This window comes from Nonomuraea turkmeniaca, assembly GCF_005889735.1.
GTDB lineage: Bacteria > Actinomycetota > Actinomycetes > Streptosporangiales > Streptosporangiaceae > Nonomuraea > Nonomuraea turkmeniaca.
In genome coordinates, this window is sequence record NZ_VCKY01000151.1 from 1 (window position 1) to 25,444 (window position 25,444).

26 protein-coding genes and 3 pseudogenes are annotated in these 25,444 nt (G+C 67.8%); 8 read left to right on the forward strand and 21 right to left on the reverse strand.

Features of this window, described 5'->3' with window-relative positions:
* The coding region (locus ETD86_RS55685; RefSeq protein ID WP_342779332.1) for a phosphotransferase at nt 1-493 on the forward strand (493 nt) is incomplete at its 5' end.
* A 59-nt stretch (nt 494-552) separates the two neighbouring features.
* On the opposite strand, the gene ETD86_RS55690 is transcribed toward ETD86_RS55685, so the two are convergent.
* Complete coding sequence (locus tag ETD86_RS55690; protein ID WP_211370510.1) at nt 553-3,054, reverse strand: hypothetical protein; 2,502 nt, start codon at nt 3,052-3,054, stop codon at nt 553-555.
* A gap of 612 nt (nt 3,055-3,666) precedes the next feature.
* Here ETD86_RS55690 and ETD86_RS60265 point away from each other — a divergent pair.
* Nucleotides 3,667-3,984, forward strand: a pseudogene (locus tag ETD86_RS60265) (class I SAM-dependent methyltransferase); the annotation flags it as partial.
* Between the two features lie 231 nt (nt 3,985-4,215).
* Here ETD86_RS60265 and ETD86_RS58500 read toward each other — a convergent pair.
* Nucleotides 4,216-4,857 (reverse strand): hypothetical protein, encoded by a 642-nt coding sequence (locus ETD86_RS58500; RefSeq protein WP_138670939.1) that lies wholly within the window; start codon nt 4,855-4,857, stop codon nt 4,216-4,218.
* A gap of 72 nt (nt 4,858-4,929) precedes the next feature.
* Here ETD86_RS58500 and ETD86_RS35040 point away from each other — a divergent pair, with 72 nt between their 5' ends.
* The 3 genes from ETD86_RS35040 (at nt 4,930) to ETD86_RS35050 (ending at nt 9,304) form a co-directional block, all read left to right on the forward strand.
* Entirely contained in the window at nt 4,930-5,631 is a 702-nt protein-coding gene (locus tag ETD86_RS35040; RefSeq protein WP_281287011.1) for a MerR family transcriptional regulator, read from the forward strand.
* 164 nt (nt 5,632-5,795) lie between these two features.
* The gene (locus ETD86_RS35045; RefSeq protein ID WP_138670941.1) at nt 5,796-8,423 is read left to right on the forward strand and encodes a helix-turn-helix transcriptional regulator; all 2,628 of its coding nucleotides are present in this window, start codon (nt 5,796-5,798) and stop codon (nt 8,421-8,423) included.
* A 2-nt stretch (nt 8,424-8,425) separates the two neighbouring features.
* On the forward strand, nt 8,426-9,304 hold the full coding sequence (locus ETD86_RS35050; protein ID WP_138670942.1) for an alpha/beta fold hydrolase: 879 nt from the start codon (nt 8,426-8,428) through the stop codon (nt 9,302-9,304).
* A gap of 243 nt (nt 9,305-9,547) precedes the next feature.
* Here ETD86_RS35050 and ETD86_RS35055 read toward each other — a convergent pair whose 3' ends face one another.
* The 7 genes from ETD86_RS35055 to ETD86_RS35100 all read right to left on the reverse strand — a co-directional run bounded on the left by ETD86_RS35055 (nt 9,548) and on the right by ETD86_RS35100 (nt 13,621).
* A complete protein-coding gene (locus ETD86_RS35055) occupies nt 9,548-10,480 on the reverse strand; it encodes a GNAT family N-acetyltransferase (RefSeq protein ID WP_211370513.1) in 933 nt (310 codons plus the stop codon).
* 309 nt (nt 10,481-10,789) lie between these two features.
* Entirely contained in the window at nt 10,790-11,176 is a 387-nt protein-coding gene (locus ETD86_RS55695; protein WP_170223428.1) for a hypothetical protein, read from the reverse strand.
* A 184-nt stretch (nt 11,177-11,360) separates the two neighbouring features.
* Nucleotides 11,361-11,777 (reverse strand): type II toxin-antitoxin system VapC family toxin, encoded by a 417-nt coding sequence (locus ETD86_RS35070; protein WP_138670943.1) that lies wholly within the window; start codon nt 11,775-11,777, stop codon nt 11,361-11,363.
* Nucleotides 11,753-12,064 (reverse strand): hypothetical protein, encoded by a 312-nt coding sequence (locus tag ETD86_RS35075; RefSeq protein WP_211370514.1) that lies wholly within the window; start codon nt 12,062-12,064, stop codon nt 11,753-11,755. Before ETD86_RS35075 ends, ETD86_RS35070 begins: the two co-directional genes overlap by 25 nt.
* Nucleotides 12,065-12,254: 190 nt before the next feature.
* Complete coding sequence (locus ETD86_RS35085) at nt 12,255-12,773, reverse strand: type II toxin-antitoxin system RelE family toxin (protein WP_138670944.1); 519 nt, start codon at nt 12,771-12,773, stop codon at nt 12,255-12,257.
* A 3-nt stretch (nt 12,774-12,776) separates the two neighbouring features.
* Entirely contained in the window at nt 12,777-13,085 is a 309-nt protein-coding gene (locus ETD86_RS35090; protein WP_138670945.1) for a type II toxin-antitoxin system prevent-host-death family antitoxin, read from the reverse strand.
* 182 nt (nt 13,086-13,267) lie between these two features.
* Nucleotides 13,268-13,621, reverse strand: coding sequence for a hypothetical protein (locus tag ETD86_RS35100; protein ID WP_138670946.1), 354 nt, complete (start codon nt 13,619-13,621; stop codon nt 13,268-13,270).
* Nucleotides 13,622-13,632: 11 nt separating this feature from the next.
* On the opposite strand from ETD86_RS35100, the gene ETD86_RS35105 reads away from it, so the two are divergent.
* Both ETD86_RS35105 and ETD86_RS55700 read left to right on the forward strand, forming a co-directional pair.
* Entirely contained in the window at nt 13,633-14,376 is a 744-nt protein-coding gene (locus tag ETD86_RS35105; RefSeq protein WP_138670947.1) for an HNH endonuclease, read from the forward strand.
* Nucleotides 14,377-14,527: 151 nt separating this feature from the next.
* On the forward strand, nt 14,528-14,671 hold the full coding sequence (locus ETD86_RS55700; protein ID WP_170223429.1) for a hypothetical protein: 144 nt from the start codon (nt 14,528-14,530) through the stop codon (nt 14,669-14,671).
* Between the two features lie 129 nt (nt 14,672-14,800).
* Here ETD86_RS55700 and ETD86_RS58515 read toward each other — a convergent pair.
* The 4 genes and pseudogenes from ETD86_RS58515 to msrA form a co-directional block, all read right to left on the reverse strand.
* A pseudogene (locus ETD86_RS58515) lies at nt 14,801-14,899 on the reverse strand (peptide-methionine (S)-S-oxide reductase MsrA); the annotation flags it as partial.
* Between the two features lie 28 nt (nt 14,900-14,927).
* Nucleotides 14,928-15,230, reverse strand: a complete 303-nt coding sequence (locus ETD86_RS35115) for a helix-turn-helix domain-containing protein (protein WP_342779333.1) — start codon at nt 15,228-15,230, stop codon at nt 14,928-14,930.
* Nucleotides 15,230-15,574: a type II toxin-antitoxin system RelE/ParE family toxin gene (locus tag ETD86_RS35120; protein WP_138670949.1), complete on the reverse strand. Its 345-nt coding sequence runs from the start codon at nt 15,572-15,574 to the stop codon at nt 15,230-15,232. The genes ETD86_RS35115 and ETD86_RS35120 overlap by 1 nt, the downstream gene beginning before the upstream one ends.
* Before the next feature lie 153 nt (nt 15,575-15,727).
* Nucleotides 15,728-16,390, reverse strand: a complete 663-nt coding sequence (gene msrA, locus ETD86_RS35125) for a peptide-methionine (S)-S-oxide reductase MsrA (RefSeq protein ID WP_138670950.1) — start codon at nt 16,388-16,390, stop codon at nt 15,728-15,730.
* Between the two features lie 123 nt (nt 16,391-16,513).
* On the opposite strand from msrA, the gene rarD reads away from it, so the two are divergent.
* Nucleotides 16,514-17,443, forward strand: a complete 930-nt coding sequence (rarD, locus tag ETD86_RS35130; RefSeq protein WP_138670951.1) for an EamA family transporter RarD — start codon at nt 16,514-16,516, stop codon at nt 17,441-17,443.
* Here the strand turns inward: rarD and ETD86_RS35135 are convergent.
* From ETD86_RS35135 to ETD86_RS35170, 8 genes and pseudogenes are all read right to left on the reverse strand, one after another.
* Nucleotides 17,411-18,400: a polyprenyl synthetase family protein gene (locus ETD86_RS35135; RefSeq protein WP_138670952.1), complete on the reverse strand. Its 990-nt coding sequence runs from the start codon at nt 18,398-18,400 to the stop codon at nt 17,411-17,413. The genes rarD and ETD86_RS35135 overlap by 33 nt on opposite strands.
* An 11-nt stretch (nt 18,401-18,411) precedes the next feature.
* A complete protein-coding gene (gene nuoN / locus ETD86_RS35140) occupies nt 18,412-20,001 on the reverse strand; it encodes an NADH-quinone oxidoreductase subunit NuoN (RefSeq protein ID WP_138670953.1) in 1,590 nt (529 codons plus the stop codon).
* Complete coding sequence (locus tag ETD86_RS35145; RefSeq protein WP_138670954.1) at nt 19,998-21,557, reverse strand: NADH-quinone oxidoreductase subunit M; 1,560 nt, start codon at nt 21,555-21,557, stop codon at nt 19,998-20,000. The genes nuoN and ETD86_RS35145 overlap by 4 nt, the downstream gene beginning before the upstream one ends.
* Nucleotides 21,557-23,398, reverse strand: a complete 1,842-nt coding sequence (nuoL, locus tag ETD86_RS35150) for an NADH-quinone oxidoreductase subunit L (protein WP_211370516.1) — start codon at nt 23,396-23,398, stop codon at nt 21,557-21,559. Before nuoL ends, ETD86_RS35145 begins: the two co-directional genes overlap by 1 nt.
* Before the next feature lie 73 nt (nt 23,399-23,471).
* A complete protein-coding gene (gene nuoK / locus ETD86_RS35155) occupies nt 23,472-23,768 on the reverse strand; it encodes an NADH-quinone oxidoreductase subunit NuoK (RefSeq protein ID WP_020542667.1) in 297 nt (98 codons plus the stop codon).
* Complete coding sequence (locus ETD86_RS35160; protein WP_138670955.1) at nt 23,765-24,610, reverse strand: NADH-quinone oxidoreductase subunit J; 846 nt, start codon at nt 24,608-24,610, stop codon at nt 23,765-23,767. Before ETD86_RS35160 ends, nuoK begins: the two co-directional genes overlap by 4 nt.
* Nucleotides 24,603-25,118, reverse strand: a complete 516-nt coding sequence (gene nuoI, locus ETD86_RS35165) for an NADH-quinone oxidoreductase subunit NuoI (protein WP_082535225.1) — start codon at nt 25,116-25,118, stop codon at nt 24,603-24,605. The genes ETD86_RS35160 and nuoI overlap by 8 nt, the downstream gene beginning before the upstream one ends.
* Nucleotides 25,105-25,444: pseudogene (locus ETD86_RS35170) on the reverse strand (NADH-quinone oxidoreductase subunit H); the annotation flags it as partial. The gene nuoI and the pseudogene ETD86_RS35170, both read right to left, overlap by 14 nt.

The following is a 25,444-nucleotide window of genomic DNA, read 5'->3' on the forward strand; positions in this document are numbered from 1 at the left end:
GGACATCCCGCCCGCCCCGCCGTACCCGGCCGAACTCGTCGGGCACATGGACGTCACGCCCGACAACATCGTGTTCAGGGACGGCGAGGCCGCGGCGCTCATCGACTTCGACATGGCCAGACCGGCCTCTCGGGTCGACGAGATGTGCAACACGATGCTCTACTGGGCCCCGCTGGGCGATCCCGTGGACGCCGACCCGCCGTTGCGCGACGTCGACGTACCCCGCCGATGCCGGATACTCGCCGACGCGTACGGCATGTCGGACCTCGACCGCTCCCGCCTCGTCGAAGTGGCCGTCCTGCGATCGCGGCGGGCGTGGTACTCGATGAAGCAGATTGCCGAGGAGCAGGGCGGCGGCTGGGCACGGATGTGGCAGGAAGGCGTCGGCGACAAGATCAAGCGGCGGGAGGCCTGGCTGGAACGGCACGGCGCAGCGATAGAAGCGGCCCTGACCGCCCCCTGGTCCAGGCAGACTCCAACGAGTAGCGCGTGACGTCCGTAGTGAGGAGATCCGCCAGGAAGGCCGCTTGCCGCGGATCTGCTGACCGCCTCCTAAAAAAACCCGGGATACCAGTCGGTGGAGATCAAGGTCGGCTGAGTTCCTCGGGCAGCCGGCGCGACGGTGACGAGGAGCGGTGACTCGGCAGGCGCTCGGAGGCGAAGCTCGGTGATGTCGCCCCCCTCCGACTGCGCCACAGGCACCTCGTCGCCGTTGTGGATGCTCAGGATCTGGTCCACGTTCGGCGCTGCGGACATGCGGCGATCCCGCCTCGCCCGGTGCCACGCGATCCGCCGCGGCCACGCCCTCGTCTCCCGCCGCGCCGGGGCGCCCGCCCGGTGCCCGAGCCGGATCGTGAGGTCGCCGCCGGATCCGAAGACGCCCTGCGGAACGGGGTTGACGACGAACATGCCGGTGCTGAGCGAACGACCGCCGCGTCGTTTGAGGTTGGCCAGGCCGCCGGAGCTGATCAGAGAGGAGCGCTCGCACCGTGACGCGTCCATCGTCGTGCGGGTGACGTCGTCGTCCGGGATCTCTCCAAGCCTGACGCGGTCGATGCGCAGCCCCGCCACGCCGTCGTCCATGATGGAGCCCGCCACGGCCCCCCGCAGCGTCTCCGGGACGCCAGTGCCTTCCGTGACGTCCAGCACCTCGATGCAGAGCAGGCCGTCGGCCGGCACCTCGTCCGGCATCAGATCGAAGACGACGGTGCCTCTCTTCAAGGCGCCACCGCTCTTGAGCAGCAGGCACTGGCGCAATCGTCCCTGGGCACGGACCTGGATGAGCCGCGGCAGCACCTTTTCACCTGCGTCCGTCTCGCCCTTGGGATGCCAGCTCCGCGCCGAGAGCTCGTCCACCGACAGGGAGACGTTGACGCGCAGGGCGTGGTCCGCTTCCGCCACCTTGAGTCCGACCAGCCCCGAACGCTCGAACCGGCCCACGATCTGCACGCCCCGGTGGAAGTGGTCCGCCGCCTGCACTTCCGCCGCCTGACCGCTCGAGATGTCCATCGGCACATGGCCGGGCTGGACGGCCGTGTCGAAGCCGGTGGCGGTCAGCATGGCCGGTGGCGAGCCGGTCACCATGCGCCCGGTGGGGCCGAGGTCGCGGTCGATTCCGGTGGTATGTCGGAAGTCCAGCCGGGTGAGGAGCGGCTCACGCCGCTCCCACATCCGGCGTACCGCGCTCTGGAAGGGATCGCCGTCGCGTTCCACGTGCCGCATGGCGACGGAGAGCACCTGCGCGTACGTGTCGCCCTCGCCCATTTCCCAGTGCGGCGTCAACGGCGACGGCACGTCGGCCCCGCTGCGGTAGAGCCACAACCAGAGACGGGCCCGTTCGCGCTGCTCCCGCGTCAGCATGGACTCGCCTTTGACGTGCCGGGCGACGGCCTCGCGGAGCAGGCGCCAATAGTCTTCTCGGCTTCCGGCGACGTACGACAGCCCGCATCCGCTCCATTCCGACCAGCCGGCCTGAATGACCGGGATGCCGAAGGCGGGGAGTTCGTTGGAGACGCTTCCCCGTACGGTCACGCCCAGGTCCGTCATGCTCCACAACATGTTCTTCGACAGGGCGAGGCTGGGCATGAAAGCCATGTGCCCGCGCGACGCATGACGTGCCGTCACCGCGTCGAAATGGCCGGTCGTGTCATAGAGCGACTGGCTGGGATGGTCCAGGAAAAGCCAGTTGACCGAGTCCTCACGCGCGGCGAAGTCCGCGGTCTCCTCGAACCACTGGGCCAGATCGTCGAACACCTCCCTGTTGGTGCCCAGAGCATCGGAAATGGCGTGGTTGAAGACCGCGAACAGCGGGCGATCCGGGTCCAGCCCGAAACGTTGACACCCCAGCAGGCGCAGCTGCCGCCGCTCGGTTTCCGACTGCAGCTCGAACTGGCTGATACGGCCGGCCCGCCACCAACTCGGCCTGCCGAGATTGCCTTTCGCCCGGCAGGCCACCAATTCGGCGTTCGCCTTGATGGCGCTCCTGTGCGGCCAGACGTCATCATGGAAATGCTCCGCGATCAGACTCGTGAGTTCTTCCCTGAAGGTACGCAGGCCCTTGCGCCGCTCAGGAAACAGCGCATAGGCCTTCATGCACCCGGTGCTCTGGACGTGCACGACCGGTATCTCCCGGCGCATGGCCGCCTCGGCCGCCAGCCCCCACTGGTCGTAGTCGACATGGCTGGTGACCAGGGCGGCAGCCGGCAGGTCGGCGAACAACCGTTCATAGACGGCGGCGAAGGCCCTGGTGCGGTCGCGGCGGGCTCGGTACCACTCGTTCTCGGTCTCCGGGACCCGCGGCACCCGAGCCAGCCGGACGAGCGTCGCGCGCTCCACTGCCTCCAGCCCCTCCGGAGCCGCGCTGTCGCCCCGCCCGGCCAGCTGTCGGTCCACGAGATCGTGTACGTTGACGACCTCAGCCGCTCCGAACGCCTCGGCCAATCGCTGGGCCCGCTCGATGTCGTACTGCTCCCAGAGCGCCTCGCTCCATTCCTGATCCGTGCCCGTGAGCACGACCAGCCGGGCCGACAGCAGGTCGCACAGCGCGTTCGCCATCAGGAGATTGCGTATGACGACCCGGATGTCCTGATGCAGCGCCTCGGTGACGACACATTGATCGCCATCCACTCCTCGATGTCCCGCCCTGTAGGCGCGCGCCGCATCGAGCAGGCGATCGAATAGCTGGTCATCCCCGACAAGGCGCATGAGCCCTCCGCCCGTTTTCGTCTCCGAAAGACCACGTCAAGCCTGCCAGTCCGGCTTGTGAGCCGACCGGGCTGACACATTCTTTGGTGACGAGTTGCCCGCGCCTTTACCGCCAGGAGTGGCGTCTACCGGTGGAGAGCCTCGGCAGACGCGAGCGTCTGGCGCACCCCTGGCACGAGCGCCTGCGCCGCTTGGCCCCGGGCATGGTCACTGTCTCCCCTGGATCACCGGGCGTGGGATCACTTAACCTTTGCGCCCATGTCCGACGCACCGTTTCTCGCCGCGACCCGAACCTCCTATGACGCCCTGGCTCCCATCTACACCGAGGTGCTCAACCCCGATCTGGGCCCCAGGAGCAGGCCACTCGACCGTGCTCTGTACACAGCGTTCGCGGAGCTCGTGAAAGCGGGCGGGAACGGCACGGTCGCCGATGTCGGCTGCGGACCTGGCTGGGCCACGGACATGCTGCACCAACTGGGACTGGACGCCTTCGGCATCGACCTGTCACCCGGAATGGTCGCGGTGGCTCAACGCACCTACCCCAGCCTCCGGTTCGAGGTGGGATCCATGCTTGCTCTGGACCTCGCCGACGCCTCCCTCGGCGGGCTGTTCGCCAGCTACTCGATCATCCACATTCCGTGGGACCGACGACCCGAGCTGTTCGCCGAGTTCCACCGAGTCCTGGCGCCCGGCGGACAGGTGATGCTCGGCTTCCAGGTCGGCGACGAGCGACGCCACCACACCGAGGCTTGGGGCAGGACCGTCGATCTCAACTGGTACCGCCAGCGACCAGACGACGTCGCGGAGTTGCTGCGTGAGGCCGGTTTCGAGGTGACGGCCACGATCGTGCGGCACCCCGAGCCTGCGGAGAAGACCCCACATGGTCATGTACTCGCACGCAAGCCGGCAGACGTCGACGTACGCGATGTCTCAGGCGATGGTCAGACCGGCGCTTGGCCTACCGCCGTGAGCAGCACGACGTGGTGGGGCGCAGAGGCGCATCGAGCCCGGTCACTTGCCGCGCAGACATCGCCAGCCCAATACGCCGTACCACAAGATGATCGGCACGTGAAAGGCGTACCCGAGCTGCTCCATCACCACCGACGGCCCCTCGACACCGGTCGTCCACGGAAGCACGACCGCGACCAGCCCGAAGAGCGCGGCGATCGCACCAGCACGGCGTAGCCTCGCAGGCATCGGGACACCCGCAGCAGCGGCGATGGTTGCCGCGACCCAGAGCAGCCCGGCCAGGTTGACCATCCACTTGGCGGTGAGGAGCACCGCCGCCGCCACGGGGGCGGCGGTCAGCTGGGTCAGCGCCAGGTTCCCGGCGTCGTGGAGCATGCCTGCCAGACCGGCGGCCGCCAGCAGGCCGCCGGCGAGCACCACCAGATGAGGCCTGGGCGCCTCGGCCGAGCCGGCGGCCATCACCATGCCTGCGGCGCTCAGCGCGAGCCACCCGAGCACGTCAAGGGCCAGCTCGGACAGGTGCAGCCCAAGCTGCTCGCTTACGGCCGCCATCGCGGCGCCGGGATCGGACGGATTCAGGGTGAGCCCCGATGGCACCACGATGGCCGCAGCGGCGACCATGGCAACCAGCGAGCTCAGCAGCAGGACACCGGCGAGCCGGGCCCCAGGGTTCGAGTCGGTCATGGACGGTGACGGTAGGACCCTGACGCAGGGACAAGGTCAACACGAGGGGACGCGATGTGGCGGATCGGACAAATGGCGCGCATGGCCGGCGTTTCGGAACGTACCCTGCGCCACTATGACAAGATCGGGCTGCTCACGCCCGCCGCCGTCGACCGTGCCACCGGCTACCGTTGGTACGGCGTGGCCGAGCTGTCCCGGCTCGAACGCATCCGCGCGCTGCAACGTCTCGGCCTACCGCTACGCCGGATCGCCGACCTGCTGGAGGCGCCCGACACGCAACTGCGGCAGGCCGTGGCCGAGATACTGACGAGCATCCGGCGTGACATCACCACCCTGGCCGCGACCGCGGCTCATGCCGAGGACCACCTCGCGACGCCGATGTCGGTCCTGCCGCAGCAGGCCACGGTAGGCCCACGCCGCCTGCGCGTACGTCACCTCCGCCTCGACCACCCCGCCAAGCTGGCCGCCGTCTGCCCGGCGCCGCCCGCGACGCTGTTGACCTGGCTGCGCGGACAGCCCACGGGTGGATTCGCCGCGGCGGTGACCACGGACCGCGGGGGCACGCAGCTCATCCTGCCCGCCCGCGCCGTGGTCCGCGCCGTCGTCCCGCCTCCCACCGGCGTGATTCAAGCCGGGCAGGACCTGTTCGGCTGGCTGGACCGCCAACGCATGGACGTCGCCGGTCCCACCGTGGAGGAGCACCTCGTGGACGCCGACGGCGCGCAAGCCACCGTCCTGGAGATCCCCGTACGCTCACGCCCCGCAACTGGGTGAGGTGACCACTGGGCCACGCGTCGGCGCTCAGCGGCGCAGAAGGAAGGCCGGCCAACGGCCTGTGAGCCCCAGGCCATGTCGAGAGCACCTGGAAGGTGTGAGCGCCATGGCAGACGTATTTCCCAAATGTGACATTGCCCAGCTCAAGCCCATACAGTCGGGCAGTGTTGTACGGCAGAGCCGGCGAGAGCGCCGCCATCGACGACCTCATCGAAGCCGTGGGAGCGGGAGAGGGCCGCGCATTGGTGTTGCGCGGCGCGGCCGGGGTGGGCAAGTCTGCCCTTCTCGACCTGGCCGCGGCCAAATCCACGTCTCCCGTCCTGCGGGCGAGCGGCATCGAGGCAGAGACCGGGCTCGCCTACGCCGCGCTGCACGAGCTGCTGCGTCCGGTGACCGGGCTGCTCGACACCCTGCCAGGCCCGCAGCGCGACGCTCTGCGCGGCGCACTCGGCCTGGCGCGGGGCAGCGCGGACCGCTTCCTGGTGTCCGCCGGGGTGTTGTCGCTGCTGGCGGAGGCCGCGGCCGGCCAGGGGCTGCTGGTGCTGGTCGACGACTTCCAGTGGATCGACCAGGCGTCGGCCGACGCGCTCCTGTTCGCGGCCAGGCGGTTGCGCAACGACGGGGTCGGCCTGCTGCTGGCCGTACGTGGCGAGATGAGCGTGCGCGGCCTGCAGGAGCTGCCCGTCAACGGCCTCGACGCCGGCAGCGCCCGCCTCCTGCTGCAGGGTGCGGCGCCGCAGGTCCAGTCCGCGCTCATCGAGCAGACGGGCGGTAACCCGCTGGCGCTCGGCGAGATCGCCAGACTGCTCACCCCCGAGCAGCTCGCTGGTCGATCTCCCCTACCCGATCCGCTGCCCGGCGGGGCGCTGCTCTTCGGCGAGCAAGTGGCCGCGCTCAGCGACAACGCCAGACTCGTCGCGTTGATCGCCGCCGTCGAGGGCAGCGGCGACCTCGATCTGATCATGCGGGCAGCGCGGATCCTGGACGTCGATCCTGCCGCGCTCGTGGAGGCGGAGGCCGCTGGGCTGGTGGTCGGCGAGGGCTCGACGATCACGTTCAGGCATCCGCTGGTGCGCTCGGCCATCCACGACAGCGCGGGTTCGGTACGGCTGCGCGGTGTGCACGCCGCGCTGGCCGAGACGCTCGATGGCGATCGCCGGGCCTGGCACCTGGCCGCGGCGACCGTTGGCGCGGACGAGCGCGTGGCACACGAGCTGGCCACCACCGCGCGCAGGTCACGCGAGCGCGGTGGTTACGCCGACGCGGCGACGGCCTTGGTCAGAGCGGCGGAGCTCACGCCGGACACGGACAGGCGGGCCGAGCGGCTCAAGGACGCCGCCACCTCCGCCTGGCTCGGCGGCCGTCCCGGGCTGGCGGAGAGCTGCCTGGCGCAGGCACGAGAACTGCGGTCCGATCCCGAGCTCGACCAGCTCAGAGGCCGGTTCGAGCTGCACACCGGCGATGCCAGCGAGGCGCTGCGGATCTTCATGGCCGGCAGCAGTCTGGAAGTGCTCGCCGACGCGGCCGAGGCGGCGGCCAATGTCGGCGACACCGAGGCGATCGTCGAGGTCGGGCGCCGGGCTCAGGAGTTTCCCGAGTCGTTCCTGCGCGAGGTGCTCGTCGGCATCGGCGCGACGCTCGGCGGCGACAGGCGGGGCGGAGCCATGGCGCTGCGCTGGGCGCTACGGCGCACGGACACGCTGACCGACGCCGCCGGCTACCTGTGGGCCTCGGCCGCCGCGATGTACCTGGGTGAGACCGACGCTGCCACCGCCTACGCCATCAGGGCGGGCAGGCTGGCCAGGATGTCAGGCATGGTGGGCCAGCTGCCTATCGTGCTGGAGTTCGTCTCCACGGCGGAGCGGCTCGCCGGCAACCTCGCCGTCAGCGAGGCCATCGCGGAAGAGGGGCTCGGCCTGGCCAGAGAGGCCGGATACACGAACTCCGTCGCCGCCCACCTGGCCAACCTGGCGGCCGTGGCCGCCTGGCGGGGCGACGAGGCGGCCTGCAGGACGTACGCCGACCAGGCCCTCGCGATCGCGATTCCGCACCGGCTCGGGCTGCGCGTCGGCGGAGCGCAGTACGCGCTGGCCATGCTCGACCTGGGGCTCGGCCGCTTCGACGCGGCGCACGCCAGATTGTCGTCGGTCGCCCAGAAGGGACCGGGCGAAGGGCATCCGACCGTGACCTGGCGCTCGGCCCCCGACCGCATCGAGGCCGCGGTGGGCGCGGGTGACCTGGAGGCCGCCAGGCAGACGCTGGCCGGGCTGGAGCGGTGGTCGGCCAACGCGCACTCCCCCGAGTCGCAGGCGCTGCTGGCCCGTTGCCGGGCGCTGGTCGACGACGGCGGCTTCGACGAGGCGCTGGGGTTGCACACCGAGGCGTTCGAGCGGGCCAGGACGGCGTTGTTGCACGGCGAACGCCTGCGCCGTACGCACAAGCCGGGCGAGGCCAGGCCACACCTGCGGGCGGCGATGGAGACCTTCGAACGCGCGGGGGCCGAGCCGTGGGCCAGGCGCGCGCACGAAGAACTACGGGCGGCCGGCGAAAGCGCGGCCAGGGCCGAGCCCGACGCCCTCGCGACGCTCACCCCGCAGGAACTGCGTATCGCCAGGCTGGTCGCGCAGGGTGCGTCGAGCAAGGAGGTGGCAGCCAAGCTGTTCCTCAGCCCCCGGACGATCGAGTACCACCTCTACAAGATCTATCCCAAGGTCGGCGTCACCTCACGTACTGAGCTCGCGCGGCTAGTAGTTCTACGGATGGCACCAGTAGCCGGAGGCGACAAGCTCTGACCATGCAAAACATTGAGCTGTGGAGTGAAGAGTTCGGCAACACGAACGACGAGCCGATCCTGCTGATCATGGGGTCCATGTCGCAGGGCATCCTGTGGCCCGACGAGTTCGTCGGCAGGCTGGCTGCCGGAGGCAGGCGGGTCATCCGCTACGACCACCGCGACACCGGGCGCTCGACCAACATCGACTTCGAAGCGTCGCCGTACACCTGGAGGGACATCAAGAACGACGTCCTCCGGATCATGGACACCCACGGGCTGGAGAGCGCTCACCTGGTCGGCCACTCGGCCGGCGGGCTGCTGGCCCAGTGGGTCGCGGTCGAGCACCCCGAGCGGGTCAGGACGCTAACGGTGATCGGCGCATCGCCGCTCGGCGCGTTCGAGGGCGAAGTGATCATGCGAGCCCTCATGGGACAGCCCCAGCCGGAGGGCAGCCTGCCGCCGCCCACCAAGGAGTTCATCGCCTTCTTCCAGCAGGCCATCACGGCGCCACCGGCCAAGGACCGCAACGAGCAGATGGATCGGCTCATCGCGGAAGCCAGAGTCTTGCACGGCCAGGGAATGCCGTTCGACGAGGACGCCGAGCGGCTCCTGCAAGAGCGGATCTACGAGCGCGCCACGAACCTGGCGTCAGCCGTCAATCACCGGCTCGCGCACGGCGCCGAGCCGCGAGCCGAACCGGTGGACAGCCTCCACCTGGTGAAGGCGCCCACCCTGGTTATCGAGGGCACTCATGAGCCGGCCAAGCCGGGTCACGGTGCGCTCATCGCCGAGCGAATCCCTGGGGCCGAGCTGCTGATGATCGAGGGAATGGGGCACATGCTGCCTCCCCCGGTGCACGAGCAGCTCGCCACGGCGATCCTCGCTCACACGGCCGGCTGACGTGCTCCGGCTCCGGCGCGTGTCCCGACGTCGCGCCATTCGAGCTGTCTCTCCGTCCCTCGGTCCGCACCGGGCAAACCAGGTGGGCGACCGAGGGCCAAGATCTGTCAGTCACCACAGGTCTCTGCCTCGCCTGAGGTCGGACCGGTCGGGCACGCGACGCCGCTGCCGCCGATCCCGCGACACCCGTTCGGATCTTTGACCAAATTGCTGGTGACAGCGCTTCGCTTCCGACAACAGTTTTCAGGGGCGGAGGTCGCTGGTGAGGTTGATCCGGATCTCCGTGTTGCGGTATCCAGCACGCCGGAACGCGGCCGCCATCGGCGCGTTTCCCACGTCGGTGGTGGCGGTGATGCGCGATTCCCCGTTGGCGGCGTGGAAGCGGGTGATCTCGGCAAGCAGCTCGTCCACATAGCCCCGCCCCCGCCACTCCGGCACGACCCCGAGATACCCCACGTTCACGCTGTACGGCGTCGCCGAAGGGATCGCCATACCGGCCACCTCGCCCTGGTGCGTATAGGCGATCCGCCACCACTCCCGCTTGCCCGGCGCCCGCAGATAGAAGTCCATCTCTTCGCGCGCGGTCGCGTCCACGCCCTTGGCCGCCAGGTTCGCCCGCGCCTGAGCATCCAGGCTGCCCTCGGCGATTCTCGTGAACACCGCCAGGAACTCCTCGTCGGACGCCTCGGCGAACCGCAGCACACCGGTCGCCGGAGGCACTCCGTCGGCCGGTGTCCACTCGAACTGCAGCCGCTCCACCTCCTGGGTGAGGCCCGCCGCGTGTGCTGCCGCCCGCCGCCACTCCACGGCCACCGACGTGGCCGGATCGTCGCGCCAGCCGCCGGCCACCTTGATCGCGTACTGCACCGGCCCCGGGAACCCCGCCAACGCGGCCCTGATCAGCTCGGCGGCGACCACGGTGCGCTCGCCCACAGCGGGATCCACGTCGAGGCAGTCGAGCGCGACCGGATACGCGCTGTCCCTCGGCCCCCACCACAGCGCCCGCCCCACGACCCGGTCGCCGACCTCGGCGATCCACGTCCACTCCGGCCGGTACATGTTCTCGGCCAGCTCAGTGAGGTAACGGTCGGCGGGGATCCAGCCGACGGGCTCGGTCACGACCCAAGCGGTCACGCGGTCGAGGTCCGCTGGGACGATCGCACGGTAGGAAATCACCCGAAGAGGCTAGCGAACCTTTTGTCCCATCCCTCCAAATATCCGATGCCAGCCGGACTGACGCTACGCCTTCCCGACACCCTGCGGCCGAGGTCGTCGACTTCGTACAGATCCTGCTGGCGGTAGCTGGCGATCCGTACTCGCCTGGGCCCCGTTGGACCTGGGTACACCAGAGCCGACTCTGCCGCTCGGCCTGGAAGAGGACGATCGCGCGAGCCTCGAGGCGCGCATCCGCGCGGAGATCGCAGGCGGGTATGCGACCAGGGCGGAGCTGGCCGAGATCGCGGAGGAGTACCTGGTGTCAGGCGATCACCGGCCTGTCTCTCCTGAACAGGCCCGCGAACTGGCCGACCGGCGTGGCTGGAGCGCGTCGAGGAGCGAGCCGCCTGGGAGGGCGAAACCGACCCCGAACGACTCACCCGCGCCTTCACAGCCTTGGCCGCCGCCGGCACCACAGCGGCCATCGGCCGTGAGATCGTGGCCGCGCTCGAGCAGGCAGGCCTCCCCGCCGAATGGGGCGGCGATCCGGATCAGGCCATCACCGTCACGCCAATCGACTGGCGCGGACGCCTCATCGGCTGACGTCAGCCCGGCAGGGCAGCCGACGGCCATGAAGAATTCCAGGGAAGCGACCGGCTGATCGTAGATGTCCATCGCCGCGCAGGTCATCCGGAAAAGCAGGCCCAGGTGTTCCACGGCACGGAGACCTCGTTGAAGACCGCTTTGCTCACTCGCCGGCGGGTGCCATGCCCACCGGCGAGGTGACACCGGTGCCGCCTATGCCGCAGCACCCGTTCGGAACTTTGTGAAGGTACTGCTGGTGTAGCGGTTCTCCTCCCGCAGTGATCCCGGGCGCTCCCGCTCGCCCTCTCAAGCGATCTCAGACATGGACGACCTGCACGGCTTTCCCGCACAGTTTGCCCATGTCGTCCTTGTCGGACGTCAGAACGATGGCCGGGCGCACCGAACGCAGCGCGGTGGCCGCGACTACAGCGTCTATGGCGTGCTTGTGGCCGTGCAGGCGGGCATCTCGAAGAAGCTCGATCGCTCGCGACGAAATGTCCTCGGTCACCGGCTCAACCTTCAAGCGGGACAGGTACCACCTGAGACGATCGCTTTTGACGCGGACGTCTTGCGCCTCGATCGGCGTCATCGCACTGACCACAACCCGAAAGTCGTTGTCTTGCGCCTCCCGCACGAACGCTGTCACCCGCTGGTCGGCCTCGCACCACTGCACGAGCCCCTCGCAATCGAGAACGACCGTGCCCGCGGTCAACCTGCTTCGTGCGCGCGCCATCCGTCCTCCTCCTGGAGTTCAGGCGCGGACTTGACGCGGCGGAACAACTCCGCCGCCTCATCACGCAAAGACTGCGGGATCGGCCCAGAAGCGGCCTCGTTCGCCTGCAGGGCCTCCTCCAGGAAATCCCGCTCGATCTGGCGCTCCACAGCGGCATCGACGTATGCGGAAAATCCGCGGGCCCCGACTCGCTCTCGGACGGCGCGAATGTTGCCCGTTCTCAGAGACACACTGACCTTGGCGGCCGGGCCGTCCCCCGGGCCGAAGTCTCGCTCAGGCATGCTCATAGAGCCAGTTTACTACTCGAAGTAGCAAAACGCCTGCTTTACTCTGCGCAAGGATGGGCCGCTACGCGTCACCGGAGGTCAGCCCGACGGGGCAGGACACTCCGATGCCACCGATGCCACAGTAGCCCTTCGGGTTCTTCCATAAATATTGCTGGTGGTAGCGCTTCGCTTCAGGCAATAGATGCGCGACCTAATGAGGCTTGGACCGGTACTCAGCCCATGTGTCGACCGCCCCTTGAAGATCAAGAGCGGCAACGTCCTCACGCGCCATCCCGACCGTGTAGATCAACCGGTCCGCGAGCCAATCTGGAACCGGTTCTCTAGGGGGTGCTTTCTCCACCCGCGCATGATCCGCCAGCGTGCCAAGGCGCTCGATCGCCTGGCCGAGCTGGATGATCTCGGGACGGCCGGCACCCGCCTCGCGAACCCTCGCCGTCGCCTCCGCGTACACTTCCGCGTCGGCCCGCTCACCGACAGCCCACACCTCGCAGATCTCCACCGACTTGTCCTCGGTGATGCGGTAGACGACACGCCAGGTGTTGCGACCGACCACCAGCTTCCGGAAACCGGTCAGATCCCCGCCGAGCGGGTAACCAGCCTCAGGGTTGTCCAGCAGGAGAAGGATCTTCTTGAGTACCTTGGGCACCGCGTCTGGACCAATGCGCCGGAGGTCGTCGACCGCCGGCGCCGTGAAGACGACGTCGGACACGATTCACTCATCGTCCGGGATGGCGGACAGCGACTCGCGAGTATGCCCGAAAGCGGCAAGCACCTCATCGAGCGAGACCCGCTCACGCGTGTCCGTGACCGACCGGGCGAGCACAAGCGCCAGATCACGCAGATCAGCCGCCGCTTCCTCCAACTCATTGAGCCGGCGGATGCTCACCACGGCCGCCACTGGCTGATGCCGACGGGTGACCACCAGATCGGTCCCCTGCTCCGCATCAGCCACCAGGCGGGCAACGCCTCGCTGGGCCGCCTCTGTGACGCTCAGCTCAGTAGCGTCGTGCAGAACAGTCATGCATCAACTGTACATCTTTCTGTATAGAATCGCAGCGACGCCGCCCGAGCATCGACTCACGCCTCGCCAGACGTCAGACCCACTGAACACGCGACTCCCGTGCCGCCGATCCCGCAATATCCGTTCGGCACTACAAAAGATATTGCTGGTGGTAGCACCCGGCTTCACGCAACAATAGCCGCCTACTCGGTGTCCTTAGGATGTCGAGGTGATGCGTAGATCACCCAGACGGTACGAGTGTCGTCATCAATGACATAGCGCACGCGTCCGCCGCTGGCGACCTCGAACTCCCACTGCTCCAGATCCTTGCCGTTGTGACGATGGGTCGCGAGGTCGCCACGTAGACGATGTTGCCGATCATGACCGGCGCCCGTGCGAGGATCAAGCCGCAGGGTCTCGAAGCATCGACGCGTATTGGCCAAGGCGTGGCGGCACAGCTCTTCCCAGCCCTGGATTGCCTCACTGGTACCGAACCGAACATCCCATTCGTCATCCGGGGGCGGCACCGTAACCCGATCTCCGCGCTTCGGGCTCATGCGGAGACCCCTTGAGCCCTGGCAACTCACGCGATCGCCCGGACTGGCGCAACGAGAGCCTGGGCACCATGAAACGGATTGCACTCTGGCTCGTGGACGTAGTCGGCGAAGGCAACACCTTCACCAAGCAACAGTTGCACAAGGCGATCCCCGGCACTCCTCAGCTCGATCGTCGTTTGCGAGACCTTCGCGTCTACGGGTGGGTGATCGACAGCGATCGAAGCCGTCCATCGCTAGGCCCGGCAGAACTACTCTTCACGAAAGCCGGCGAGCCCGTCTGGGAGCCAGGAGCCACTCGATCTCTGACGAGACGGCTCCTTACGCCTCACATCCGCGACGAAGTGCTTAGCCGAGACGGTTTTGCCTGCGTCAACTGCGGACTAGCCGTGGTCGAAGGGCCGATCGAAGCCCCAGTAGAGGCCATCCTGGAGCTCGCCCACATAACCCCGCTGGCCGCTGGAGGAAGCAGCACTCCGGACAACCTCATAACGCTCTGCGCAAACTGTCACAAGCTACTCGACAGTTCCACGCAATCCTTCAGCGCAGATGACGTCTGGACACAGATCGAGAAGCTTTCCGCTCACGACCGCACCCGCCTCCTTGCCTGGATGGCTATGGACCGCAAACCTTCCAGTCCGGCGGAGAAGGCATGGGCCCTATATCGCCGTCTCTCCCATGACCAGCGACGCACCATCACTCATCGACTCGGCCAAGCAGTGGTCGAGCAGACGGAAGGCGACCTCCCGTCAACCTGAAGACTCCGTCGGCCCCCACCCCACCTGCCAGGGATCGGCGGGGGCCGACGGTTTGCCACCAACCGCTCTCAAGAGAACAGGTGACCTACCCATGATGTCTCATCCGCAGCCCGACCCTTCACCTCAGCCCAGAGGTGCTCAACCGCTGATCGTGATCGTGCTGGTGCTGGTGCTGGTGCTCGGGATTCAGGCCGGGTACGACTCCGGGCAGATCCGGGAGATCCTCAGCATCGTCATCGTGGCGCTCATCGCCCTCAGCGCGGGGAGGGTCCTTCAGGGGGAACGTCTCCAATGATGCGGTAGCGGGATTCTCGAAGCTACGTGCCGGGCAACCGACCATGCGTCTCTCGCTTCCGTGAGGCGCATGGTCCGGACGTTCGCCCGGGCCGGACTACACCTCATCCTTTCGGACACTCCGCCTACGTCACGCCTCGCCGGACGTGAGCCCGACCGGGCAGGCCACACCCGTACCGCCGATCCCGCAGTAGCCGTTCGGCACTTTAAAAAGATATTGCTGGTGGTAGCACTTCGTCTCGCGCGACAAATCAGGCTCATGCTGCGGGAGCACGTGGACTGATTCGCACCTCCAGCTCGGCGTTCAGAGCCCTGGCCAGTCGATCGAGGACCGGCAGCGTCGGCACGGTACCCCCTCCTTCGAAACGGGCCACCGCTGACTGCGTCATGTCAGCCGCACGAGCCAGCTCACTCTGGCTCCACCCGCGAGATTCGCGCATCTGTCGTACTGCCCGACCGAGTTCGAAGGCGAGACGAGTCGCGTCGTACGCCTCGGCCGCCCCCGGCTCGGACAGTCGCCGGTCACGGAGATCAGCCCAATCGGTCCGCTCGGTCATCATCACTCCTCGTCCACCGAGTGCGCCTCGTCCATACAACGGGACAAGGCCCGCCGCGCCCGCTCCACTTCTCGATCTTCCCTCATTCGCGTTTTGCGGAAAACAGTCAGAAGGATGATCCGCCGATCCGAAGCGATCCAGTAGCTGATCCGCATTGTCAGATCATCAAGGTAGAACCGCAGCTCGCGCAGCTTCCCATCGAGCTGTCGCGTGTACGGCTCTCCCAGCAGCGGGCCTTCCGCCGCCAGCAGATCGATATAGAAAGCAGCTCGCGCGAACGACTCTGCCGAGAGCTTCTCCAGCCACTCCCGAACTTCCGGTTCCAGCTCTACGCTACCCCAGACCATAGCAACGATGCTATGGCAGCAGGGCTCCCCGATCATGCGATCGCAGAATTTTGACCGCCCAAAGTGATGCCACAACTACCCACGGCTACTCCAGCGGACAGAAGCGGCAACGAGAAAGCCCTCGAGACTCCGGTGTCCACGGCCCCCGCGGCCCTACACCTCGCCGGACGTGAGCCCGATCGGGCAGGCGACACCCGTGCCGCCGATTCCGCAGTATCCGTTCGGCACTTTGTGGAGATATTGCTGGTGATAGTCCTCGGCGAAGTAGAACGGCCCGGCCCCGGCGATCTCCGTGGTGATCTCGCCGTAGCCCGCCGCCTTCAGCACCCCCTGGTACGCGTCCCGCGACGTCTCCGCCGCCTTCTGCTGCTCAGGCGAGTGGTAATAGATCGCTGAGCGGTACTGGGTGCCTACGTCGTTGCCCTGACGCATGCCCTGCGTGGGGTCGTGGGCCTCCCAGAAGACCTTCAGGAGCTCCTCGTACGAGACCTTGGCGGGGTTGAAGACGACCCGTACGGCCTCCGTGTGCCCCGTGCGGCCCGTGCAGACCTCCTCGTACGTCGGGTTCTGCGTGTAGCCGCCCTGGTAGCCGACCGCGGTCGTCACCACTCCGGGGGTCTGCCAGAACTTGCGCTCGGCGCCCCAGAAGCAGCCGAGGCCGAAGTCGGCCACCTCAAGGCCGTCCGCGTACGGCGGGGCCAGCGGGGCGTCCAGGACCGCGTGGCGGGCCGGGACGGGCATGGTCTCCGCGCGGCCCGGGAGGGCTTCCTCGGGTAGGACCATCGATGTCTTGTTGCCGCCGAACAGCCAGCCCATCGCACTACCTCCATCTGTACGCTCTCCAGCCTACATAGGCAGCAACGCTTTAGGAGATCTACACATTTCCATATAGTGGATGAAATTTGTGGTTAAAGGTGGTAATGGGCGAAGATGGCATACATGCCTGACCTTCGGCGCGGTGTCTTGTACGGGGTCGCCGCCTACACCCTGTGGGGACTCTTCCCCCTGTACTGGCCACTGCTCAAGCCCTCAGGGGCCGTCGAGATCCTCGCGCACCGGATGGTCTGGTCGCTGGTCGCCGTCGCTGCCGTGCTCATCGTGCGCAGGCATTGGTCCTGGATCCGCGAGCTGGCCAAGCAGCCAGGAAAGCTCGCGTTGCTCACCGTCGCCGCCATCGTGGTAACGCTCAACTGGGGCACCTACATCTACGCGGTCAACACGGGCCACGTCGTGGAGAGCGCACTCGGGTACTTCATCAATCCGCTCGTCAGCGTGCTCTTCGGCGTGGTGCTGCTGCAAGAGCGGCTGCGGCCGCTGCAGTGGGCGGCGGTCGGGTTCGGGGCGCTGGCGGTGGTGGTGCTGACCCTCGACTACGGCCGGCTGCCGTGGATCGCGCTCACGCTGGCGGTGAGCTTCGGCGTGTACGGGCTGGTCAAGAAGAAGGCCAACGTGGCGGCGACCGAGAGCCTGGCGATCGAGACGTTGGTGCTGCTGCTGCCGGCCCTCGGGTATCTGGCCTTTCTGCAGGCGAGCGGGGAGGCGACGTTCCCGCATCACGGGGCCGGGCACGCGGCGCTGCTGGTCGGGGCGGGGATCGTCACGGCGCTGCCGCTGATCTGCTTCGGGGCGGCCGCCATCCGGGTGCCGCTCAGCACGATGGGGCTGTTGCAGTACATCGCACCGATCCTGCAGTTCGCGTGCGGTGTGCTGATCGCCAAGGAGACCATGCCGACGAGCCGGTGGATCGGGTTCTCGATCGTCTGGCTGGCCTTGGCGATCTTCACGTACGACAGCATCCGGGCGGCACGCGCGTCCGCCCGGGCCAGGAGAGCGGCATCAGCCGGAACGCTGGACCACGTAGTCACATAGAGCCAAAAAGGCGTCGCGCGCCGAGATGTCCGGCAAACCGGAAATGTCGCCCCGCGCCCGATCCACCCAAGCCGCCAGCTCCGCCCGCGCCCGGGCCATCGCCGGGTGCGCGCGCAGCAAGGTCAACGCCTCGTCCACGTCCTCCTCGGCCACCGGGCCCGACAACAACCCGGACAACCGCGGCGCGTCGCCGGCAGCCAAGGCGTACAGGACCGGGAGGGTCTTGATGCCCTCGCGGAGGTCCGTCCCCGGCGTCTTGCCCGACTGCGCGCCCGAGGAGGCCACGTCCAGCAGGTCGTCCCCCAGCTGCCAGGCCACGCCGATGGCCTCGCAGGCCCGGCTCAGCCGCTCCTCGACGTCCGCGGGAGCCCCGGAGAGCAGCGCACCGAAGCGGCCGGAGGCGGCGATCAGGGAGCCTGTCTTGTCGGCCAGGACGTTGAGGTAGTGGGCGATCGGGTCCTCGCCGGCCCGCGGGCCGACCGTCTCGCGGATCTGGCCCTGGACCAGGCGGGAGAACGTCTGCGCCTGGATGCGGATCAACTCCGGGCCGAGGTCGGCCAGGATGTCGGAGGCCTGGGCGAACAGGTAGTCACCGGTGAGAATCGCCACGGTGTTGTCCCACCGGGCGTTCGCGGACGGTGAACCCCGGCGTACCAGGGCCTCGTCCATGACGTCGTCGTGGTACAGCGAGCCCAGGTGGGTCAGCTCGATGACCACCGCGCCGGGCACGACACCCGGCGCCGACGGGTCGCCGAACTGGGCGGCGAGCAAGACCATAAGTGTGCGGAACCGCTTGCCGCCGGCCTCGATGAGGTGCTTGGACGCCTCCGTGACGAAGGCGTCCTCGCTCTCCACCGACGAACGAAGAAGCTTCTCCACCGCGGCCAGTCCGGTGGCCACGTCCTGCGCCAACCGTTCGTCCTCAATGGGAAGGTCAACCACGGGTGGCGCAGACATACGAGATCCCCTTATCTAATGAACAGGCTGCTGGCAGCGTCGTCGGCAACACCGAGCACGGACTCCGGGTAGAGCCCCACCCCTACGGTAACCAGCAGCGCGAGGGCGATGACGGCCACGGTCCCCGCAGTGGGCACCGCGATGGCCGGGCCGTCGGCCGCGGGCTCGCTGAAGAACATCAGCACGATCACGCGCACGTAGAAGAACGCCGCGACGGCCGAGGCCACGACACCCACGACGACCAGGCCGGCCATCCAGCCGCCCATCGAGTCGCCGGGCTGCGTCCCGCTGTTGAGCGCGGCGGCGAAGACGGCGTACTTGCCGAAGAAGCCGCTGGTCAGCGGGATGCCGGCGAAGGCCAGCAGGAAGAAGGCGAACACCCCGGCCAGGACCGGAGCCCGCTTGCCGAGCCCGGCCCAGCGCGACAGGTGCCCCGCCTCGCCGCCGGGGTCGCGCACCAGCGTCACGATCGCGAACGCGCCGACCGTCGTGAAGCCGTAGACCGCCAGGTAGAACAGGACCGCCTTCAGCGAAACCGCGTTCTGCTCGGGGGTGGCGAACGTGGCCATCACGCCGACGAGCAGGAAGCCCGCGTGCGCGATGGACGAGTAGGCGAGCATGCGCTTGATCTCGGTCTGCGTGATCGCCAGCACCGAGCCGACGACCATGGTGAGAGCCGCGACGACCCAGATGACGGGCCGCCAGTTCCAGTCGAGGTTGCCCAGACCCACCCAGAACACCCGCAACACGGCGCCCACGGCCGCGACCAGCGTGCCCGAGGCCATGAGAGCGGTGATCGGGGTCGGGGCGCCCTGGTAGACGTCCGGCTTCCACGCCTGGAACGGCGCCGCGCCGATCTTGAACAGCAGGCCCACGCCGAGCAGCGCGAGCCCGATCATCAGCAGCGGGTCGAGCGACGCGCCCACGGCCAGGGCCTGGTTGATGCCGGGGAGCGAGACGGTGCCCGCGTACCCGTAGACCATCGCAGTGCCGTACAGGAAGAAGGCCGAGGAGAACGCGCCCAGCAGGAAGTACTTCATCGACGCTTCCTGCGACAGCAGGCGGCGCCGGCGGGCCAGGCCGCACAGCAGGTAGAGCGGCAGCGACATGACCTCGAGCGCCACGAACATCGTCAGCAGGTCGTGCGAGGCGGGGAAGAGCAGCATGCCGCCGACCGCGAACAGCACCAGCGGGTACACCTCGGTGTGCCCCACGCCACCGCTCATCGACTCGGCCTCTTCCTCGTCGGCGCTGCCCGGCACGGCCGCGGCCGAGGCGACGAAGTGGCCCTCGTCGTTGATCAGCAGCACGCACACGAACGACAGGACGAGGATGACGCCCCAGATGAACAGCGCGGGCCCGTCCACCGCGACCGCGCCCATGGCGGAGGCCGTCGTGGACACCCGGCCGCGCAGCACCTGCACGAGCACCAGCGCGAACGCGCCGAGCAGGCTCAGCAGGGTGAGCGGTACGTGGATCGCCTTACGCAGGTACCGCGGCGCGAACGCCTCGACGAGCACGCCGATGACGGCCGCGGCGAACACCACCAGGAGCGGCGCCAGCGTGCCGTACTCGATCGTCGGCGCTGGAATGGAGTTCACTGACCTGTCCCCTTCTCAGCGATGGTGGAGACCGGCACCTTCACGTTGGTCAGGGTCTCTTGCACGGACGGGTTGATCACGTCGAGCAGCGGCTTGGGGAAGAAGCCGAACCCGATGATCAGGGCGACCAGCGGGGCCAGCACCCAGATCTCGCGGGCGTTCAGGTCCTTGAACGCCTTGACCGGCTCGGCGGTCGGCCCGTTCAGGACCCGCTGGACCATCCACAGGATGTAGACGGCCGCGAGGATCACGGCCACCGCCGAGACGACCGCGGCCGCGGTCAGCGCACCGGAGCCGTGGGCCTCGGTCGAGTACGTCCCGATCATGACCATGAACTCGCTGACGAACGACGACAGACCGGGCAGCGAGAGCCCCGCCAGACCGGCGACCAGGAAGAAGCCCGCCAGCATCGGAGCGACCTTCTGGACGCCTCCGTAGTCCTCGATGTACGGCGAGCCGCGCCTGGCGATGAGGAAGCCGGCGGCCAGGAACAGCGCACCGGTGGCGAAGCCGTGGTTGACCATGTAGAGGGCGGCGCCGGACTGGGCGACGTCCGACATGGCGAACACGCCCAGCACGATGAACCCGAAGTGCGAGATCGACGTGTAGGCGATGAGCCGCTTCATGTCGTTCTGCCCGATGGCCACGATGGCGCCGTAGATGATGCTGATGACCGCCAGCACGACGATCGGCATCGTGAACGCCTTGGCCGCCTCGGGGAACAGCTCCAGGCAGAAGCGCAGCATGCCGAACGTGCCGACCTTGTCCAGCACGCCGACCAGCAGCACGGCGGCGCCGGCCGGCGCCTGCGCGGCCGCGTCGGGCAGCCACGTGTGCACGGGCCACAGCGGCGCCTTGATCGCGAAGGCGATGAAGAACCCGGCGAACAACCACTTCTGCATGGCCGGGTCCTGGATGACCCCGATCAGCTGGGGGAACATGAACGTGTTCTTGCCGGCCACGAAGTACAGCCCGATGACCGCGACCAGCATGAGCAGGCCACCGAACAGCGAGTACAGCAGGAACTTGACGGCCGCGTAGGACCGCTGGGCGCCGCCGTACGAGCCGATCATGAAGTACATCGGGATCAGCATGGCTTCGAAGAAGACGTAGAAGAGGAAGATGTCGGTCGCCGCGAAGACGCCGATCATCATCGTCTCCAGCACCAGCAGCAGCGAGAAGTACGTCTTCACCGACCGCTTGGGCGCGATCACGGTGCCGTCGGCGCTCTTGACCCCGTCGGCGTCGTGCCAGGAGGCCAGCACCACGATCGGCACCAGCACCGCCGACAGCGCGATGAGCACGAGTGCCACGCCGTCGACGCCGACCCCGAACTTCACGCCGAAGCTGGGGATCCAGTTGTACTCGGCCACGAACTGGAACCGGTCGCCGTTCGGTTTGAACCCGGCGGCCACGACGCCCGTGAGCACCAGCACCAGCAGCGAGACCAGCAGCGTGACCTGCTTGGCCAGCTTGTCACTGCCCTTGGGGAGCAGGGCCACCACGATGGCGCCCACCACGGGCACCGCCATGAGTATCGGAAGCCAGGGTGACATCAGATGGTCCCAACGAGGAGCAGGGCGCCGGTCAGCAGGGCGGCACCGATGAAGATGGACAACGCGTACGTTCTGGCGAAGCCCGTCTGGATCCGCCGGAGGCGCCCGGAGCTGCCGCCGATGCCCGCGGCCAGGCCGTTGACCAGCCCGTCGACGCCGCGGTTGTCGAAGAACACCGCGATCCGGGTCAGCCACTGGCCGGGGCGCATGAGCAACGACTCGTTGAGCGCGTCACCGTACAGGTCGCGGCGGGCGAACGTGGTGACGAACGATCCGCGCGGCTGAACGACGGGCACTTCGGCCTGGGCGTACCTGACCCAGGCGTACCCCGCGCCCACCGCGACCAGCGCCAGGGTGGTGATGCCCGGGACGCTGACGAAGTGGAAGGTGGGCAGCTCTTCCGGCCGGCCGACGGCCGGAGCCAGGAACAGCAGGAGCCGGTTGCTCAGGACGAGGTAACCGCCCAGGAAGATCGCGCCGATCGACAGCACGATCAGCGGCACGGTCATGACGGTCGGGGACTCGTGCGGGTGAGCGTCCTCGGCCCACCGCTTCTGGCCGAAGAAGGTCATGAAGACCATCCGCGACATGTAGAACCCGGTGATGCCCGCGCCCAGCACGGCCAGCCAGCCGAGCACCTGGTTGTGCTCGATCGCGGTCTCGATGATGCCGTCCTTGGTGAAGTAACCGGACAGCAGCGGGAAGCCGATGATCGCCAGGTAGCCGATGAAGAACGTCCAGAAGGTGAGCGGCATGTACTTGCGCAGCCCGCCGTACTTCCGCATGTTGACTTCGTCGTTCATGCCGTGCATCACGGACCCGGCCCCGAGGAACAGGTCGGCCTTGAAGAAACCGTGCGTGATCAGGTGGCCGATTGCGAAGGCGTAGCCGGCCGGGCCGAGGCCCGCGCCCAGCATCATGTAGCCGATCTGCGACATCGTCGAACCGGCCAGGCCCTTCTTGATGTCGTCCTTCGCACAACCGATGATCGCACCGGCGAGCAGCGTGGCCGCTCCCACGATGGCCACGGCCAGCGCGGCCCCGGACCCCTCGGGGAAGAAGTACGCCCCCGACCGGACCACCAGGTAGACGCCGGCGGTCACCATGGTCGCCGCGTGGATCAGGGCCGACACGGGGGTCGGGCCCTCCATGGCGTCCAGGAGCCAGGACTGCAGCGGCAACTGCGCCGACTTACCGCAGGCGCCGAGAAGCAGCAGCAACCCGATGGCGAGCGTGGTGCCGTTCTCGACCTCGATCGGCTTGAGCTCAGCGAACGACAGCGTCTGGTACGTCGTGAAGATGACGAACATGCCGACCAGCAGGCCGAGGTCACCGACGCGGTTGACGACGAACGCCTTCTTGGCCGCGACCGCCGCCGACGGCTTGAACTGCCAGAACCCGATCAGCAGGTACGACGCCAGACCGACGCCCTCCCAGCCGATGAACAGGCCCACGTAGTTGTCCGCCAGCACCAGCAGGAGCATCGCCGCCACGAACAGGTTGAGATAGGCGAAGAACCTCCGCCGGTGCTCGTCGTGCGCCATGTAGCCGATCGAGTAGATGTGGATCAGCGAGCCCACACCGGTGATCAGCAACGCGAAGCTGATCGACAGCGGGTCGATCAGCAGCCCCATGTTGATGTCGAGATTGGGGATGAACTCGTACAGGTGCACCGCTCGGCGGCGCTCCGCCTCCCCCAACCCAATGAGCTCGAAGAATGCCAGCACCGCCACGACGAACGAGGCGAGGGACATGGCCACGCCCAGCAGATGGCCCCAGCGGTCCGTGAGCCGGTTGAACACCAGCAGGATGAACGCCCCCAGCAACGGGAAGGCGATCATCAGCCAGGCGTTACCGATCACGCCGCCGGTGTGCTGGGTGATCTGAGCGATTTCAGATTCCACCAGTCACCTCTTAGTACTTCAGCAGGTTGGCGTCGTCGACCGACGCTGACCTGCGGGTTCGGAAGATCGTCACGATGATGGCCAGGCCTACCACGACCTCGGCCGCGGCCACCACCATCACGAAGAACGCGATGATCTGGCCTTCCAGGTTGCCGACCTGCCTGGAGAAGGTGACGAACGCGAGGTTGCAGGCGTTGAGCATGAGCTCCACGCACATGAACACCACGATCGCGTTACGCCTGATCAACACGCCCATCGCGCCGATCGCGAACAGCAGGCCGGACAGTACGAGGTAGTGCGTCGTCATTTGGTCACCTCGTTGGGGGTCTCCTCGGCGTCGCGCACCTCGGCCTCGGCGTCCTGCTCCTCGGCCCGCGGAGCGATCTCTCGCTCGTCGGCGTCCTCCTCGGCCCGGTGCTTGATGGCCTCGGCGAGCCTGGGGTCGTCGGGCAGATGGTCGTGCTCGACGTCGTACCGGGCGATGTAGCGGTTGACCGAGGACTCCGCGGCCGACCCGTCGGGCAGCAGCGCCGGCATGTCGATGGCGTTGCCGGTGGCGTACGTGCCGGGCCCCGGCAGCGGCGACGGCCGGTCACCGAGGAATCTGGCCCGGGACAGGTCCTTCTGCGTGGGCTTGTCGGTGAGCCGCTCGCGGTGCGCCAGCACCATCGCGCCCAGCGCCGCGGTGATCAGCAGCGCCGAGGTGATCTCGAAGGCGAACACGTACTTGGTGAATATCAGCAAGGCGATCGAGCGGATGTAACCGCCCTGCGCGGTGACCTGTGCCAGGCCCACCTCGGGAGCGAAGATCGCGTTGCCGACGGCCAGGATGATCAGCGTGGCGAAGCCGATGCCGGCGAGCACGGCCCAGACGCGCTGCCCCTTGAGCGTCTCGACGAAGGAGTCGGACGAGTCCACGCCCACCAGCATGAGCACGAACAGGAACAACATCATGATGGCGCCGGTGTAGACGATGATCTGCACCGCGGCCAGGAAGGGCGCGTCCTGCACGGCGTACAGGACCGCGAGGCAGAGCATCACCGTGCCGAGCATCAGCGCCGAGTACACGGCCTTCCGGTTGAAGACCATGCCGAGCGCGGCGCCGACGGACACGACGGCGAGCACCCAGAACGTGATGGTCTCACCCATTGGTCCGCCCCAGCCGGTAGTAGTCCTCTTCGGTCTCACCGAGCCGCATGGGGTGCGGCGGCTGCTCCATGCCCTGGGTCAGCGGCGCGAGCAACATCTCCTTGGTGTAGATGAGGCCCTCGCGGCTGCTGTCGGCGAGCTCGTACTCGTTGGTCATGGTGAGCGCGCGGGTCGGGCAGGCCTCGATGCACAGGCCGCACAGGATGCACCGCAGATAGTTGATCTGGTAGGTGCGCCCGTAACGCTCGCCCGGGGAGAAGCGCTCCTCCTCGGTGTTGTCCGCGCCCTCGACGTAGATCGCGTCGGCCGGACACGCCCAGGCGCACAGCTCGCACCCGACGCACTTCTCCAGCCCGTCGGGCCAGCGGTTGAGCTGGTGACGCCCGTGGAAGCGAGGAGCCGTCGGCTTCTTCTCCTCCGGGTAGTTCGTCGTGACGGGCTTCTTGAACATCGTGTGGAAGGTGACCCCGAAGCCTTTGACGGGGTTCAGCCAATCAGTTAGTCCCACTGGGAATCTCCTTGTGCTGCACCCCGTGGTAGTGCGGCAGATCGAGCGGCGGCACCGGGAAGCCGCCGGCCATCGGCTCGTTGGACAGTTCCTCGAACTCGGCTTCGACCTGGGCCTTCCTGGCTTCCTTGCGCCGCTGGTTGACCGTGTCGAACCGCATCCAGATGGCCAGCGCCCCGACCACGATGATCCCGGTGACCGCAAGAGCGATCATCCTGCTGTCCTCGTTGAGCACCACGGTGCGCACACCCGCCACCAGCAAGATCCAGGCCAGGTTGACCGGAATCAGCACCTTCCAGCCCAGCGACATCAGCTGGTCATAGCGC